Below are 13,295 nucleotides of genomic sequence, written 5' to 3'. Positions count from 1 at the left end.
AATTGGCCGAAGCAGCCCATAAGCCGGGTTCTGTTCCCGCCGCGGGTTACCCCTTGGCGGGCGATGACCATTCCTCTGGGACCGCCGTTACCGACGGCCTCAAGCAGCCAACCCGGAAGCTCGGACGGGCCGTCCTTAACGCTTCCCTATTCGGCCTTGCTCCTGGTGGGGTTTACCTGGCATCCGACGTCACCGCCGGACCCGGTGAGCTCTTACCTCACCCTTTCACCCTTACCCGCCTTCGCTAACGCTCCGGCAGGCGGACTTCTCTCTGTGGCACTATCCCTGGGGTCGCCCCCGCTGGACGTTATCCAGCACCATGCCCTGTGGAGCCCGGACTTTCCTCCCTCCGCGAACGGAGAGCGGTCATCTGTTCTGCTTCGGCCAAACCTTGAACTCAGCCAGGACTATTGAGCGTCCTGACGCAGAAACAGCATCCGCTGGCAGTGGGGACAGAGCACCAGGTCATCCCCCCGGAAGAGGCTATTGTAGAGCTGCGGCGGGAGATTCATGTTGCACCCGGAGCAGTTGCCTGCACGCGCCTCCACGATGGCAATCCCCTGGCGCCGCTCACGTAGGGCCAGGTAACGCTTGACGAGGGAGGCGGGGATCGCCTTTACCGTTGTCTCCTTGGCAGCCGCATCGGCGGCGAGCTCCCGGTCGATCCGGTCAAGCCCCTCCTGGATCTCCGCTTTGCGGCTCGCCATATTTTCCTCAAGAGAGGCCAGGTCGGCTTCACGGGCAGCGATATCGGCAGTGAGCTCCTCGGCCTGGGCCGATTTCTGAAGGATCTGCTCCTCCAGTTCAGCCTTAAGCTTGCGCGCAGCCGTGATCTCCTTGACCACCGCCTGGTACTCCTTCTGGGTCTTGATCTCCTTCTGGCGGACCTCGGAACGGGCGATATTCTCGTCCTCCGTGACCAGATTCGCCTCAAGCCCCTCCTTCTCCTCTTCGAGAAGCGCCAGCTCGCCCCGCTTCGCATCGACCGCAAGCCGGGTCTCTTCCACCTGCTGATCCAGCTCCACCATCTGATCGAGCAGCGTCTGCCGCCCTCCCTGACGGCCGTCGATTTTCAAGTCGAGCTCCTGCAACTCCTCAAGCATAAACAGATTCTTGCGCACCAATCAACCTCCCTTAATCCAGTATGTTACCTTCACAGTCAGAGCGATACCGTTATCGCCACGTGAACGGATCACGCTCCACCCTGAAGGGAATAACCTCTGCCTCGAAACGGCGCGACGCGAGTTCCGCCGCCATCCGATTCGCTACACTCTCCACCATGAGTACCTCCGTGCCGAAGTGTCCCCCGTCGACAAGGGCCACGCCAAGGGCTTCGGCATCGCGGCCCTCGTGGTACTTCACATCACCCGTCACCAGCACATCCGCGCCCTGTCGCTGGGCGTCACGCAGCAGCGACATGCCGCTCCCGCCGCAGAGTGCCACCTTCCTGACCGGACGGGCGCCATCTCCGACAAACCGCACGCCGGCAAGGCCGAGGCGCTCTTTGACTTCGTCGGCGAAGGCACTGACCGTAGTCTCCTCCGCAAGGACGCCAATTCTGCCTAGTCCCTGCTCGGGCCCCCGGTTCAGGAGCGGGAAGAGATCAAAAGCGGGCTCCTCGTAGGGATGCGCCTTAACCAGGGCGGTCACGGCTGCCGGAAGGTTCCGCTTCTCAAGAAGCACCTCGATTCGCGACTCCTCCACATATTCACGCCTTCCCACCTGGCCGATGAACGGTTGCGCGCCCGCCAGAGGCTTGAAGGTGCCGGTACCGGCACACTGAAAGGAACAGTCACTGTAGGCGCCGACGACGCCACTGAAGCGAAAGAGAGCATCCCGCACCCGTTCCTCGTGCCCTGTTGGCACAAACACGACAAGCTTCACGAGACTTTCAGAGGTCGTCACTTTTAACGGCCGGCAGTTGCTGACGCCGAGGCGCTCAGCCAGGAGATCATTCATCCCGCCAGAGGCGATGTCGAAGTTGGTGTGGAGAGAGATAACTGCCAGGGCGTGGCTTGCGGCTTTCAGAACGAGACGTCCGGTGGGGTCTGCGGAGGAGATATGCTTGAGGGGACGAAAAATGAAGGGGTGATGAGTGAGGAGAATCTGACATCGGTCGGCGATTGCCGCATCGATTGTGTCCGGAGTGCCGTCGAGGGCCACCATGATCCGGGTAGCGGGCGCCGACGGATCCCCCACCATGAGCCCCACGTTGTCCCACTCTTCAGCGAGGCCATGCGGAGCTATTTTATTAACAATTCCAACTATGTCCGAGACTTTTGGCGTAATCATTCGTGGCGAAAGAAAAAGAGTGCCACCCTTCGGGCCGCACTCTTTTTTGAAACCGTATGAGTGGTCGTTGTTGACCGGTGATTTCGGGGCATCCCCTGCTTCATCCTGACAAATTTCGGGTGGTGGGCCCACCAGGACTCGAACCTGGGACCGACCGGTTATGAGCCGGTTGCTCTAGCCAACTGAGCTATAGGCCCGAAAACGAAGATTCGATACTACGCAAAGGGGCGCGACGTGTCAAGGTTTTTTCCGCATCAACCGGCTGGAGAGCAGGAGATGAAGCCAATAAATTCGCTCCGTTTCCCAATCGGGACATTCAGTACAGATCATACTTCAAGAGTCGGCAGTCGAGGGGGCCGTTGAAAAGAGCAATCCTGCGGGAGGCCTTGAGTCCTACCTCCTTGGCGAGGTCAAGGTTCCCCGTGAACAGCCAGGCAGTGTACCCGGCGCAGCGCTGTTTGAAGACATCACCGATCTGGCGATAAAAGGATTTCAGTTGTTCCTCATCACCCAGACGCCGGCCGTAGGGAGGATTCGTAAGGATGACTCCCGGCGCAGGAGGCGGAACGAGATCTCGCAGGTCCCGCGCCTCAAAGGAGATGAACTTCTCGACGCCGGCGCGGCGACTGTTGCCACGGGCCACGGCAAGAACATCCTCCAGACGGTCGCTGCCGAGAATGGGCACGGCAAGTGTTGTCCGCTCCGTCTGCCGCGCCTCCTCAAGGAGACGCCGCCAACGGGGGACATCAAAGGCTGGCCAGCGCTGGAACCCGAAGCGCTCCCTGACAAGCCCGGGCGCTCGGTTCAAGGCCTTGAGGACTGCCTCTATGAGAATCGTCCCGGAGCCGCAGAGGGGGTCGACCAAGGGAACCGTCCCATCCCAATCGGTGAGAAGCACAAGGGCCGCGGCCAGGGTCTCCCGCAAAGGAGCCTCGCCGGCCTCGGCCCGGTACCCGCGACGGTCAAGTCCGGTGCCGGAACTGTCGAGACTGATGGTGCAACGGTTGCGGACTAAATGGACATTCACCAGGAGATCGGGATCCTTGGGATTCACGCTGGGGCGGCGTCCGAACCGGTCCCGGAGGGTATCAACAATGGCATCCTTGGTCTTGAGGGCCACAAACCCCGAGTGGGTGAGGGCCGAATCGCGCAGCACGCATTCAACGGCAAGGGTCGTGTCAGGGGTGAGATAGCGGTCCCAGGGGAGGGCACGGACCCCGTCGTAGAGATCCTGAGGCGAGTGGCACGGAAATTCGGTCAGGGTGATAAGGATGCGGCTCGCGGTCCTGAGCCAGAGATTGGCCCGGTAGCAGGCGGAAAGATCCCCCGTGAAACGGACTCCCCCCTTATCCATGGTCACTCCGCCGAGGCCGAGGCTGGTCATCTCCCGAGCAAGCACCTCCTCCACCCCCTTGGCGGTGGTGGCAAAGAATGACTGCTCGCCGACGAAGGGTCCGGCCGCTGCTTTTCTCCTGATGATCGTCAAGGGGATTCCTCCGCAAGAACGGCATTGATGGCGGCAACTCCCTCCCGGGCGCCGCAGGGGAGAGAGAGGTGAGGCGCGCGAATCTGGGGCTCCCGCGGATTGATCCGCACGGCCAGCGCCTCGGAACGGGAACCAAGTTCCTCGGTCAGATAACGAATAGTCGGGATGGCGGTGCCGGCCCCCATCTCGACCACCACCAGGCGGCCCCCCCGGGTGTCGGCGAGGAACTCGTCAAAGTTCCGCTGCTGCCGGGCCGAGCGGTCACTCACCCAGCCGTAGTCGCCGAACATGAGGATATTGGGGCGAGCCACGGCGCCGCAGTGAATGCAGCGGGGGACGTGCCCAGCCCGCATGGTCGCCTCGTCCACCGGAATGGTCTCTCGGTTCTCCCAGATGGCCATGGTGCAGGGCGTCGTGCACTGGAGATGGTGGATGGAGCCGTGGACTTCCAAGATACGATCGTCGGCAAACCCGGCCTTCTGAAACTGGCCGTCCACATTGGAGGTGACCACGAAATAATCAAGGCCGTACCGTTGGACCCATTCCCGCAGGATGTCGAAGCCGGCATGGGGGACCGTGGCCCGGTAAAGGTTGGTCCGATGGCCGTAGAATCCCCAGCCGAAGGACGGATCCCGCTCGAAGTGGTCGGGATTCGCGGCCCCCACAAAGGTAATGCCGAGCTTCTGGTAAGGGGGATACGCCTTCCAGAACCCGGTGTCGCCACGGAAATCAGGCAACCCCGAATCAACCCCCATGCCGGCACCGGCGGTCATGACGATGGCATCGGCGTGCTTCACCGCCTCGGCGGCAACGCGAACTTTCTCCTGAAGGTCCATGGGTTCCCCCTCAGATGGCGACCCGAACCAGGGTCGGATTGAGAAGCTTCACCACGTCACGGGGATCAATCCCCACGAGATATCCCCGCTTGCCGCCGTTGATGTAGATGCAGGGCAAGTCAAGGATCGTTTCTTCCATGCAGACCGGCATCTGCCGGCGGGTCCCGAAAGGAGAGGTCCCCCCCACGAGGTATCCCGTATGCTTCTGGGCCGTGTCGGGGGAGCAGGGAGAAACCCCCTTCACCCCCAGAACCCGGGCCAACTCCTTGGTGGAAACCTGGCGGTCCCCGTGCATCAGGACGATTAGCGGATTTTTCGCCTCGTCCTCCATGATGAGAGTCTTCACAACGGCGTGCTCGTCCACCTCCAGCTCCCGGGAGGAGACGGCGGTCCCCCCCTTTTCCTCATAGGCATAGAGGTGGTCGGTGAATGGGACCTTCGCGGCGCGCAACGCCCGCACCGCAGCCGTGACCGGCGCTTTGCTCTCCTTAGCCATAGCTCCTCACACTACGAATGGTCCAGCAATGCGAAAGCCGCGCCGGATACCGACGCGGCTTTCATGGTTGGGATTCGCGGGCGCTATTCCACGAAGCTCTTGAGCTTCTTGGCCCGGCTCGGGTGCCGGAGTTTCCGCAGGGCCTTGGCCTCGATCTGCCGGATCCGCTCGCGGGTAACCTCGAAATCCTGCCCCACTTCCTCCAGGGTGTGGTCGCTCTTCTCGCCAATGCCGAAGCGCATCCGGAGCACCTTCTCCTCCCGGGGGGTGAGGGTGGAGAGGACCCGGGAGGTCTGCTCCGAGAGGTTGGCCTTGATGACCGCCTCTAGGGGCGAAACGACCCCCTTGTCCTCAATGAAATCCCCTAGATGCGAATCTTCCTCCTCCCCGATGGGGGTTTCGAGGGAGATGGGTTCTTTGGCGATCTTGAGAACCTTGCGTACCTTGTCGAGGGGGAGATTCATCCGCTCGGCGATTTCCTCGGGCGACGGCTCCCGGCCGATTTCCTGCACCAGTTGGCGGCTGGTCCGGATCAGCTTATTGATGGTCTCGATCATGTGGACCGGAATCCGGATGGTCCTCGCCTGGTCGGCGATGGCGCGGGTGATGGCCTGACGAATCCACCAGGTGGCGTAGGTGGAGAACTTGTACCCCCGCTGGTACTCGAACTTGTCCACCGCCTTCATGAGACCGATGTTCCCCTCCTGGATCAGGTCCAGGAACTGGAGGCCCCGGTTCGTATACTTCTTGGCGATGGAAACCACCAGCCGGAGGTTCGCTTCAACCAGCTCGGACTTGGCCAGCTTCGCCTTGGCCTCGCCCCGGTCGATGGCGTGGAGGGCGTCGGAAAGTTCCTGGGCCTTGAAGCCCGACTCGTGCTCCAGCTTCTTGAGCTTTTTCTCAGCGGCGCGGATCTTCTTGTCGAGCTTTTGGGCATCCTCAAGGTTTACCTTGAGCCCCTTGGCCTTTTCGTCGCCCTTGGCAACAATCTCCTTGAGGCGTTCGCCGTTGATGCCTGCTTCGGTTTCAACCGCCGCAATCTCTGTCAGAATGGCTTCCACTTTGCCCGAAAGTTCCTTGAGGCGCTGGGCAATCTTGGTGATGTGGCGGTCCTTGAGCCGAAGGGACTTCACGAGATCGGCGAACTTTTCCCTGATCTCGTGCTGTTCGGCGTGGAGCTCTTTTTGGCGTTTCGCAGCAGCGCCCTCAGCGTCGAGCTCTTCGGCAATGGCCTCCATCCTCACGTCAAGATCCCGGATCTCATCGATAATGGAGAGGACGCGATTGGCCTGGACGTCTTCCTCGTCCTCTTCCAGTTCCTCTTCTTCAACTTCCTTGCTGATCTCGGCCGCGCTTATCTGGAACTTGCGGAGTTTGTCGCCAAGGGCGATTATCTCCTTGACGGTAATGGGAGTGGTAAGGATGACACGGGCGATGTCGCGTTCCCCTTCCTCGATCCGCTTGGCGATCTCAACCTCACCTTCGCGCGTGAGAAGCGACACGGAACCCATTTCCCGCAGGTACATCCGGACCGGATCGCTCGTGCGCCCCAGGACCCCCGGCTCGTACTCCATCTCCTCCTGCTCCCCCTCCATCTCCTCTTCCTCTTCGAGGTCGAGCTTCATCTTGGGGATTTTGACCTTCTGCGATGAATCGACGAGGTCGATGTCCATCTCACCGAACATGCTCATTACATCGTCAATCTGCTCCGTTGAGAAGTCGGGAGGCAGCACGTCGTTGACTTCGTCATAGGTAAGGAATCCCTTCTCCTTGCCGATGTCCACCAGCTGCTGCTTAACTTCGTCCGAACTTTTCTTGGCCATCAAATTCACCTCATTGCACGCTGTTCTTATTAAGATAACTGCGATTTACGGTTTCGCAAGGCATCAATCTCAGCCAGGAGATCCCGGTAGCGAGGACTATCGGGGTCGGTCGCCGCCAGTTCCCGAGCCAACTCCTTCATCCGGCCGAGAGAGTTCCGCTCCAGAGCCGCACGGCACTGGTCAAAGGCCTTGTGGACATCAACGTCGGCCAGATGGTCGTCGTTGACAAGAAATGCGGCGATACGGCCCCGTTCCTCTCCCCCTTCCACCAGATCGAGAATCTCGCTCCATTCGACTGGCTTCCCGGCTCCGATACGCTCCAGGATTGCCTCGGCGACGGGAAGGAACTGCGGGCCGAAGATACGCGCAGGGTCGTGGTTCCTTACCCGTTCAGCCACCTCAGGATAGCGCCCCATGAGCGAGAGGAGCATCTCCTCGGGGGTGGCACCCTTTTTCCGGCGAGACTGCGCGGGAGCCCTCTCGTCCCGGGGAGCAGCAGGGGACGAGGAACCACCGATCTTCCGCGCCAAAGAGCGAACATCGACACCGAGAACCCGGGAGATTTCCCGCACATAGAGTTCCCGCTCGATGGCATTGGAGACCCTTGCAAGCCGCGGGGCCATCTCGTCGATGACCTTCACCTTCCCCTCGACGGTACCGGTATCCTCGTCCCGCACCAGCTGACGAAAGAAATAATCAACCACCGGACGCGCTTTTGCCAGACGGGCCGAAAACGTCTCGGCACCCTCTTTCCGGATGAAGCTGTCCGGATCCTCCCCGGCGGTCAGCTCCACCACATGGGCGGGGAATCCGGCATCGAGGCAGAGGTCCATGGCCCGCAGCGTCGCTTTCCGTCCGGCGCTGTCGGCGTCGAACAGGGTATAGACATTCCCCGCGTAGCGCTTCAGAAGCTTGATATGCCCCTCGGTGAGGGCCGTACCGCAGGTGGCGACCACGTTCCTAACCCCTGCCTGGTAGAGGGCCAAATGGTCAAAATACCCCTCCACCACGATGGCGCTCGCCGTCTCCCGCATGGCTCCCTTGGCGAGGGAGACGCCGAAGAGGACCTCGCTCTTGTGATAGATGGGCGATTCGGGAGAATTGATGTATTTGGGTAGCGAGTCGTCGAGAACCCTGCCGCCGAACCCGATGGCACGGCCATGGATGTCGGTGATGGTAAAGAGAAGCCGGTTTCGGAAGGTGTCATAGAACCCGCCTCCGTCCCGACGTCTCACAAGACCTAGCTTCTCCGCCAGTTCCAGCGGCACCGAGCGATGCTGGAGATGACGGGCCAAGAAGTCCCAGCGGTCCGGGGCAAAGCCGAGGCAGTACGCCTCTGCCGTGGCCCGATCCACACCACGTCCTTCCAGATAGCGACGCGCCGTCCCCCCCTCCTCGCTCCGTTCGAGGGCCTCGCGGTAGAACCCCACGGCCAGATCCATGATACCGTGGAGTTCCTCCCGTTCGTCCAGGCGCCGCTTTTCCGCAGCGGATACGGGACGATCCTCGATCTCAACCCCCACCCGCTTGGCAAGAAACTTCACCGCCTCGGGGAACGAGAGCCCCTCCATCCTGGCGATGAACGTAATCGCATTCCCCCCCACGCCGCAACCGAAGCAGTGGAAGATCCCCCGGGCCGGATTCACGTTGAAGGAAGGGGTCTTCTCGCCATGGAAGGGGCAAAGCCCCTGGTAGTTGGCTCCCGACTTCCGGAGGCTCACGTAGTCGGACACCACGTCCAGAATCGAGGCCCGCTCCCGGACCTCCCTGATCTTATCGTCGGGGATCAGTGACATCTTTAGTCCGATTTTCTCCGGCAGGCCGTTTCTCAACAGCATTTTTTCGCCAACCAGTCACAATGTCCTTCCCGCAGTCGGCGAGGGCCCGGGCAGAGCCGGATGCGGCTATCCTGCCCCGTACCCCCTGGGGAACGGAAGGGGAACTGGCCAGATAAAGGACAATACTGAGAAGAAGCCCTCCCTGCAAAAGGCCGAAGACAATTCCCCCGACGCGGTTGACCCCTCCGAGGAGGACAATTTTCAAGATTACGGTGAGAAGGTGTCCGACGAGAAAGAAGAGGAGGCCGATCGCCAGGAGGATGCAGAGGAACGCCACTGCGGACGCCACCCGGGGGGGAAGATGAATAAGATTCCCCAGGAACGCGCCAGCGGCCTGGTAATAGGTAAAGGCCGCCCACCCTCCGGTCACCAACCCGAGGAGTGAGCAGACCTCGCGGACAAAACCCTTCATGAACCCCTTTGCCGCAAACCCCAGCAAAACGGCCCAGAGCAGTATATCGAGGAGGCTCATGCCGAACTCGTAACCTTAACAACGGGCAAAAGAAGAAGGGGGCAATCCAGAGAATCGCCCCCATAGCTCATATTAGTATTGTGATGTCAGAAAAAGAGCGCAACGCTACGCAAGCTTTTCCTTAACCACTACACTGACCAGGGAACCGTCAGCCCTGCCGGTCACGTGAGGCATGATGGCTTTCATCACCTTCCCCATATCCTTCGGGCCCTGGGCTCCACTGTCTGCGATGGCCTGCACGACCAGCGCCTCAACCTCTTCACGGGAAAGCTGCTGCGGGAGGAAGGTGAGAAGCACTGCCAGCTCTTTCTCCTCCTTCTCGACGAGGTCGGTCCGACCTGCCTCGCCAAACATCCGGATCGACTCCCGGCGTTGCTTGACCAAGGTGGAGAGAACCTCCGTTATCTCCCCATCGGTAAGCTCGTGCCGCAACTCGATTTCACGATTTTTGACCGATGAGCGAATGAGACGGATGACGGAGAGCCGTATCTCGTCCCGGGCCTTCATGGCCTGCTTCATCTCATCGTTCAGTCTGTCCCGCAGCATGAATATCCCTGATTAGTCCATCATCTTACGCTGTTTTTTCATGGCACGCTTGCGCGCGGCGATAGCCTTTTTCTTCTTCTTGATGCTCGGCTTCTCGTAATGCTCGCGCTTGCGGACCTCGGAGAGGATCCCCGCCTTCTCACACTGTTTTTTGAACTTCTTCAGCGCAAGCTCAAAAGGCTCAGCTTCTTTTACCTTGACACCCGGCATGCATATTCCCCTCCCTCCTCTATGTAAAGTGGCCACTTGGGCTTATAGAAGAAATTACTCATGGGCCGGATATTTTTTCACAGACCACACATAATATGCGGCTACCGTATTTGTGTCAACAATTTTTTACAGATATTCAGGAGGTTTTCATTCCTTGGGCCGCGACGCCTTCTCGGCGATGCCGGAAGTACCGAAGCGACGGCGCAGTTCCGCGTAGATCTCTTCGGGGTCGATGTCGTAGTAGCCCAGGAGCACGAGAGTGTGAAAAAAGAGGTCGGCGGTCTCGTAGACAATCTCCTCCCGCTTCCCCCCCTTGCCGGCGATGACCACTTCAGTGGCCTCCTCGCCGAGCTTCTTGAGGATCTTGTCGATCCCCTTCTGGAGGAGCGATGCGGTGTAGGAAGAATCAGCGGAAGCGCCCTTGCGCTCCTTGATCACCCGATAAACAGCCTGCAGAATATCGTCACGTTCGTTCATAACCGGACCGGGACCCCCCGCCCACGGAGATACTCCTTCGCCTCGCCGATGGTGTACTCCTTGTAGTGAAAAATGGAGGCGGCAAGACATGCCGAGGCTCCCGCCTTTACGAAGCCGTCGTGGAGATGCTCCAAGTTCCCCACCCCGCCGGAGGCGATGACCGGGATGGAGACCGCATCGACAATGGCGCGAGTCAGAGAGATGTCGTAGCCGTCCTTGGTGCCGTCCCGGTCCATGCTGGTGAGGAGGATCTCGCCGGCGCCGTACTCCTCCATCCGTCGAGCCCACTCCACCGCGTCGATGCCGGTGGGGTTGCGACCGCCATGGGTGTAGACCTCCCAGCGGTTTTCGCCCGGGACCTGCCGGGCGTCGATGGCCACCACGGTGCACTGGGAGCCGAAGCGCTCCGCCGCCTCCCGGACGAACTCAGGGCGATGGACCGCCGCCGTATTGATGGAGACCTTGTCGGCACCGGCGTTCAGGAGATTGCGGATATCGTCCACGATTCGGACGCCGCCCCCCACGGTGAGCGGCATGAAGACCCGCTCGGCGGTGCGGCGCACCACGTCGATGATGATGTTCCGCTCGTCAGACGAGGCAGTGATGTCGAGGAACGTGAGCTCGTCGGCCCCTTGGCGGTCATAGGCTTCCGCGATCTCCACCGGGTCGCCGGCGTCCCGCAGCTCCAGGAACTGGACCCCCTTGACGACCCGCCCCCCCTTCACGTCGAGGCACGGAATAATCCGCTTGGTCAGCATGTTACGCCCCTCCTCGCTTCGTGAGGGCCACGGCCTCGGCCAGGTTGATGGCCCCGGTGTAGACTGCCTTGCCCGTAATGGCGCCGGCGATGCCGCTCGCCTCAATGGTCATGAGGTTCTCGATGTCCTTCAGGGACGACACCCCGCCGGAAGCGATGACCGGGATCGAGATCGCCTCGGCCAAGGCTCTGGTCGCCGCGATGTTGGGCCCCTGCATCATGCCGTCACGAGCGATGTCGGTGTAGATGATTGCGGCGACGCCGTACCCCTCGAACCGCTTCGCCAGATCCACCGCCGTGACGCCGGTCACCTCGGCCCACCCCTGGACCGCCACCATGCCGTCCTTGGCGTCGATCCCCACAACGATCCGTCCGGGAAAGAGGCGGCACGCCTCCTCCACCAGCTCCGGGTTGCGCTGGGCCGCAGTGCCGAGGATCACCCGGCCGATGCCAAGCGATAGGTACGCCTCAATGGTGGGGATGTCCCGGATGCCCCCCCCTAGTTGGGTCGGAATGGCAATGGCCTTGACAATCGCTTCGATGGAGGCCCGGTTTTTCGGCTCACCGGCAAAGGCGCCGTCCAGGTCAACGATATGGAGTAGTTCCGCCCCCTGGCGCTCCCACGCCCGGGCCTGGTCGGCCGGATTGTCGCAGAAGACAGTGTCCTTCTCCATGAGCCCCTGTTCGAGGCGGACGCACTTTCCTTCCTTGAGGTCGATGGCAGGTATGACGATCATTCAAAAAAACCTTTCACCACGGAGGCACGGAGACACGGAGAAAGGCCCATAGGAGAATTACTCCGTGCCTCCGTGTCTCCATGGTGGATTTTATGCTTTTGAAAGCGCGAAATTTTTTAAAATACTTAAACCCACCGCCTGGGACTTCTCGGGGTGGAACTGGGTGGCGACGATGTTGTCCTTCCAGACGGCGGCGCAGAAATCAATACCGTAACTGCTCGTAGCGGCAACGACACCCTCTTCATCGGGCTTTGCGTAGAACGAGTGAACGAAATAAACGTTCGCTCCATCCTCAACATCGGAGAAAGCCGAAGGGCGACGTTTGATGGAAAGCTGGTTCCACCCCATGTGGGGGACCTTGAGATCCTCGCCTCTTTCGCGCATCCCCTCGGGGAAGCGGAGGACGTGGCCGGGAATGACGTTCAGCCCCTGGTAAAGGCCGAACTCCACGCTATCGGTGAAGAGGAGCTGCATCCCGACGCAGATGCCGAGGAAGGGGCGTCCATCCTGGATCACCGTGAGAATCGGCTCCACGAACCCACCCTGCTCCAGGTTGCGCATACAGTCCCGGAACGCCCCCACGCCGGGGAGGACCACCTTCTCCGCCTCCAGGACCACCTTCGGGTCGGCGGTCACCACCGCCTCGAACCCCACCTTTTCGAACCCCTTCTGGACGGAGCGGAGATTACCCATGCCGTAGTCGATGATTGCGATTGTTGCCATATCAGAGCTTGCCCTTCGTCGACATGACCCCTTCGATCCGGGGATCCACCTGGGTCGCCTGGTCCATGGCCCGGGCAAAGGCCTTGAAGCAGGCCTCGACCATGTGGTGGACGTTGTCGCCGTACATGACGTTCACGTGGATATTGGCGCCCAGGTTGTTGACCACCGCCTGGAAAAACTCTCGCACCAGCTCCACGTCAAACTCACCGATCTTCACCTTGGGAAGCGCGACGTGGTAGACGAGGTAGGGACGCCCCGAGATGTCCACCGCTACACTGGCAAGGGTCTCGTCCATGGGGACGCTGGCCTGGCCGTAGCGCCGGATTCCCTTCTTGTCGCCCAGGGCTTCCTTCAGCGCCTGGCCGAGGACGATGCCGATATCCTCCACCGTGTGGTGGAAGTCGATGTCGATGTCCCCCCTGGCGTCCACCTGGAGGTTGAAGAGGCCATGGCGGGCGAAGAGGTCGAGCATGTGGTCGAGAAACGGCACCGAAGTGCAGATCTTCGCCTCGCCCGCCCCGTCGATCTCCAGGGAGAGTTTGATCTGGGTTTCTTTGGTGACGCGTTCGATGGTGGCTTTCCGGGACATGGAACCCTCCTCG

Annotated in this window: 15 protein-coding genes, 1 tRNA gene and 1 other RNA gene; all 17 read right to left on the bottom strand. The window is 60.8% G+C overall.

Going from position 1 to position 13,295, the window contains the following annotated elements:
- Nucleotides 1-3: 3 nt before the first annotated feature.
- Nucleotides 4-383: RNase P RNA component class A (gene rnpB, locus GMET_RS18190), an RNA gene on the bottom strand.
- 24 nt (nucleotides 384-407) lie between these two features.
- The gene (locus GMET_RS02000; RefSeq protein WP_011365662.1) at nucleotides 408-1,121 is read right to left on the bottom strand and encodes a zinc ribbon domain-containing protein; all 714 of its coding nucleotides are present in this window, start codon (nucleotides 1,119-1,121) and stop codon (nucleotides 408-410) included.
- Between the two features lie 52 nt (nucleotides 1,122-1,173).
- Complete coding sequence (locus GMET_RS01995) at nucleotides 1,174-2,292, bottom strand: Nif3-like dinuclear metal center hexameric protein (protein WP_004512371.1); 1,119 nt, start codon at nucleotides 2,290-2,292, stop codon at nucleotides 1,174-1,176.
- A 120-nt stretch (nucleotides 2,293-2,412) separates the two neighbouring features.
- Nucleotides 2,413-2,489 (bottom strand) — tRNA-Ile (locus GMET_RS01990).
- A gap of 119 nt (nucleotides 2,490-2,608) precedes the next feature.
- Nucleotides 2,609-3,778 carry a THUMP domain-containing class I SAM-dependent RNA methyltransferase gene (locus GMET_RS01985; RefSeq protein WP_004512370.1) on the bottom strand — a complete coding sequence of 390 codons (1,170 nt, stop codon included), beginning with the start codon at nucleotides 3,776-3,778 and terminating at the stop codon, nucleotides 2,609-2,611.
- Nucleotides 3,775-4,614 (bottom strand): SIR2 family NAD-dependent protein deacylase, encoded by an 840-nt coding sequence (locus tag GMET_RS01980; RefSeq protein WP_004512369.1) that lies wholly within the window; start codon nucleotides 4,612-4,614, stop codon nucleotides 3,775-3,777. Before GMET_RS01980 ends, GMET_RS01985 begins: the two co-directional genes overlap by 4 nt.
- Before the next feature lie 10 nt (nucleotides 4,615-4,624).
- Nucleotides 4,625-5,110, bottom strand: coding sequence for a Cys-tRNA(Pro) deacylase (gene ybaK / locus GMET_RS01975; protein ID WP_004512368.1), 486 nt, complete (start codon nucleotides 5,108-5,110; stop codon nucleotides 4,625-4,627).
- A gap of 83 nt (nucleotides 5,111-5,193) precedes the next feature.
- Entirely contained in the window at nucleotides 5,194-6,933 is a 1,740-nt protein-coding gene (gene rpoD / locus GMET_RS01970; protein WP_004512367.1) for an RNA polymerase sigma factor RpoD, read from the bottom strand.
- Between the two features lie 29 nt (nucleotides 6,934-6,962).
- Nucleotides 6,963-8,729: a DNA primase gene (gene dnaG / locus GMET_RS01965; protein WP_004512366.1), complete on the bottom strand. Its 1,767-nt coding sequence runs from the start codon at nucleotides 8,727-8,729 to the stop codon at nucleotides 6,963-6,965.
- Nucleotides 8,707-9,243: a CvpA family protein gene (locus tag GMET_RS01960; RefSeq protein WP_004512365.1), complete on the bottom strand. Its 537-nt coding sequence runs from the start codon at nucleotides 9,241-9,243 to the stop codon at nucleotides 8,707-8,709. The genes dnaG and GMET_RS01960 overlap by 23 nt, the downstream gene beginning before the upstream one ends.
- 105 nt (nucleotides 9,244-9,348) lie before the next feature.
- On the bottom strand, nucleotides 9,349-9,789 hold the full coding sequence (locus GMET_RS01955; RefSeq protein ID WP_004512364.1) for a GatB/YqeY domain-containing protein: 441 nt from the start codon (nucleotides 9,787-9,789) through the stop codon (nucleotides 9,349-9,351).
- 12 nt (nucleotides 9,790-9,801) lie between these two features.
- The gene (gene rpsU, locus GMET_RS01950; protein ID WP_004512363.1) at nucleotides 9,802-9,999 is read right to left on the bottom strand and encodes a 30S ribosomal protein S21; all 198 of its coding nucleotides are present in this window, start codon (nucleotides 9,997-9,999) and stop codon (nucleotides 9,802-9,804) included.
- Between the two features lie 147 nt (nucleotides 10,000-10,146).
- Complete coding sequence (locus tag GMET_RS01945) at nucleotides 10,147-10,476, bottom strand: phosphoribosyl-ATP diphosphatase (RefSeq protein ID WP_004512362.1); 330 nt, start codon at nucleotides 10,474-10,476, stop codon at nucleotides 10,147-10,149.
- Nucleotides 10,473-11,234, bottom strand: a complete 762-nt coding sequence (hisF, locus tag GMET_RS01940; RefSeq protein WP_004512361.1) for an imidazole glycerol phosphate synthase subunit HisF — start codon at nucleotides 11,232-11,234, stop codon at nucleotides 10,473-10,475. Before hisF ends, GMET_RS01945 begins: the two co-directional genes overlap by 4 nt.
- Nucleotide 11,235: 1 nt before the next feature.
- Nucleotides 11,236-11,970 (bottom strand): 1-(5-phosphoribosyl)-5-[(5-phosphoribosylamino)methylideneamino]imidazole-4-carboxamide isomerase, encoded by a 735-nt coding sequence (gene hisA, locus GMET_RS01935; protein ID WP_004512360.1) that lies wholly within the window; start codon nucleotides 11,968-11,970, stop codon nucleotides 11,236-11,238.
- Between the two features lie 90 nt (nucleotides 11,971-12,060).
- Nucleotides 12,061-12,693 (bottom strand): imidazole glycerol phosphate synthase subunit HisH, encoded by a 633-nt coding sequence (gene hisH / locus GMET_RS01930; RefSeq protein ID WP_004512359.1) that lies wholly within the window; start codon nucleotides 12,691-12,693, stop codon nucleotides 12,061-12,063.
- A 1-nt stretch (nucleotide 12,694) separates the two neighbouring features.
- Entirely contained in the window at nucleotides 12,695-13,282 is a 588-nt protein-coding gene (gene hisB, locus GMET_RS01925; RefSeq protein WP_004512358.1) for an imidazoleglycerol-phosphate dehydratase HisB, read from the bottom strand.
- Nucleotides 13,283-13,295: the final 13 nt, after the last annotated feature.

This window comes from Geobacter metallireducens GS-15 (assembly GCF_000012925.1).
GTDB lineage: Bacteria > Desulfobacterota > Desulfuromonadia > Geobacterales > Geobacteraceae > Geobacter > Geobacter metallireducens.
Note: the sequence above shows the minus strand (reverse complement) of the source record. Positions and strands in the feature narration are given on the sequence as shown.

Bases quoted from the DNA above. Each gene is read 5' to 3' on its own strand.
- hisH (WP_004512359.1), bottom strand. From the start codon at position 12,693: ATGGCAACAATCGCAATCATCGACTACGGCATGGGTAATCTCCGCTCC.
- hisB (WP_004512358.1), bottom strand. From the start codon at position 13,282: ATGTCCCGGAAAGCCACCATCGAACGCGTCACCAAAGAAACCCAGATC.
- rpoD (WP_004512367.1), bottom strand. From the start codon at position 6,933: ATGGCCAAGAAAAGTTCGGACGAAGTTAAGCAGCAGCTGGTGGACATC.
- GMET_RS01945 (WP_004512362.1), bottom strand. From the start codon at position 10,476: ATGAACGAACGTGACGATATTCTGCAGGCTGTTTATCGGGTGATCAAG.
- GMET_RS01980 (WP_004512369.1), bottom strand. From the start codon at position 4,614: ATGGACCTTCAGGAGAAAGTTCGCGTTGCCGCCGAGGCGGTGAAGCAC.
- rpsU (WP_004512363.1), bottom strand. From the start codon at position 9,999: ATGCCGGGTGTCAAGGTAAAAGAAGCTGAGCCTTTTGAGCTTGCGCTG.
- GMET_RS01995 (WP_004512371.1), bottom strand. From the start codon at position 2,292: ATGATTACGCCAAAAGTCTCGGACATAGTTGGAATTGTTAATAAAATA.
- hisF (WP_004512361.1), bottom strand. From the start codon at position 11,234: ATGCTGACCAAGCGGATTATTCCGTGCCTCGACGTGAAGGGGGGGCGG.
- hisA (WP_004512360.1), bottom strand. From the start codon at position 11,970: ATGATCGTCATACCTGCCATCGACCTCAAGGAAGGAAAGTGCGTCCGC.
- GMET_RS01955 (WP_004512364.1), bottom strand. From the start codon at position 9,789: ATGCTGCGGGACAGACTGAACGATGAGATGAAGCAGGCCATGAAGGCC.
- ybaK (WP_004512368.1), bottom strand. From the start codon at position 5,110: ATGGCTAAGGAGAGCAAAGCGCCGGTCACGGCTGCGGTGCGGGCGTTG.
- GMET_RS01960 (WP_004512365.1), bottom strand. From the start codon at position 9,243: ATGAGCCTCCTCGATATACTGCTCTGGGCCGTTTTGCTGGGGTTTGCG.
- dnaG (WP_004512366.1), bottom strand. From the start codon at position 8,729: ATGTCACTGATCCCCGACGATAAGATCAGGGAGGTCCGGGAGCGGGCC.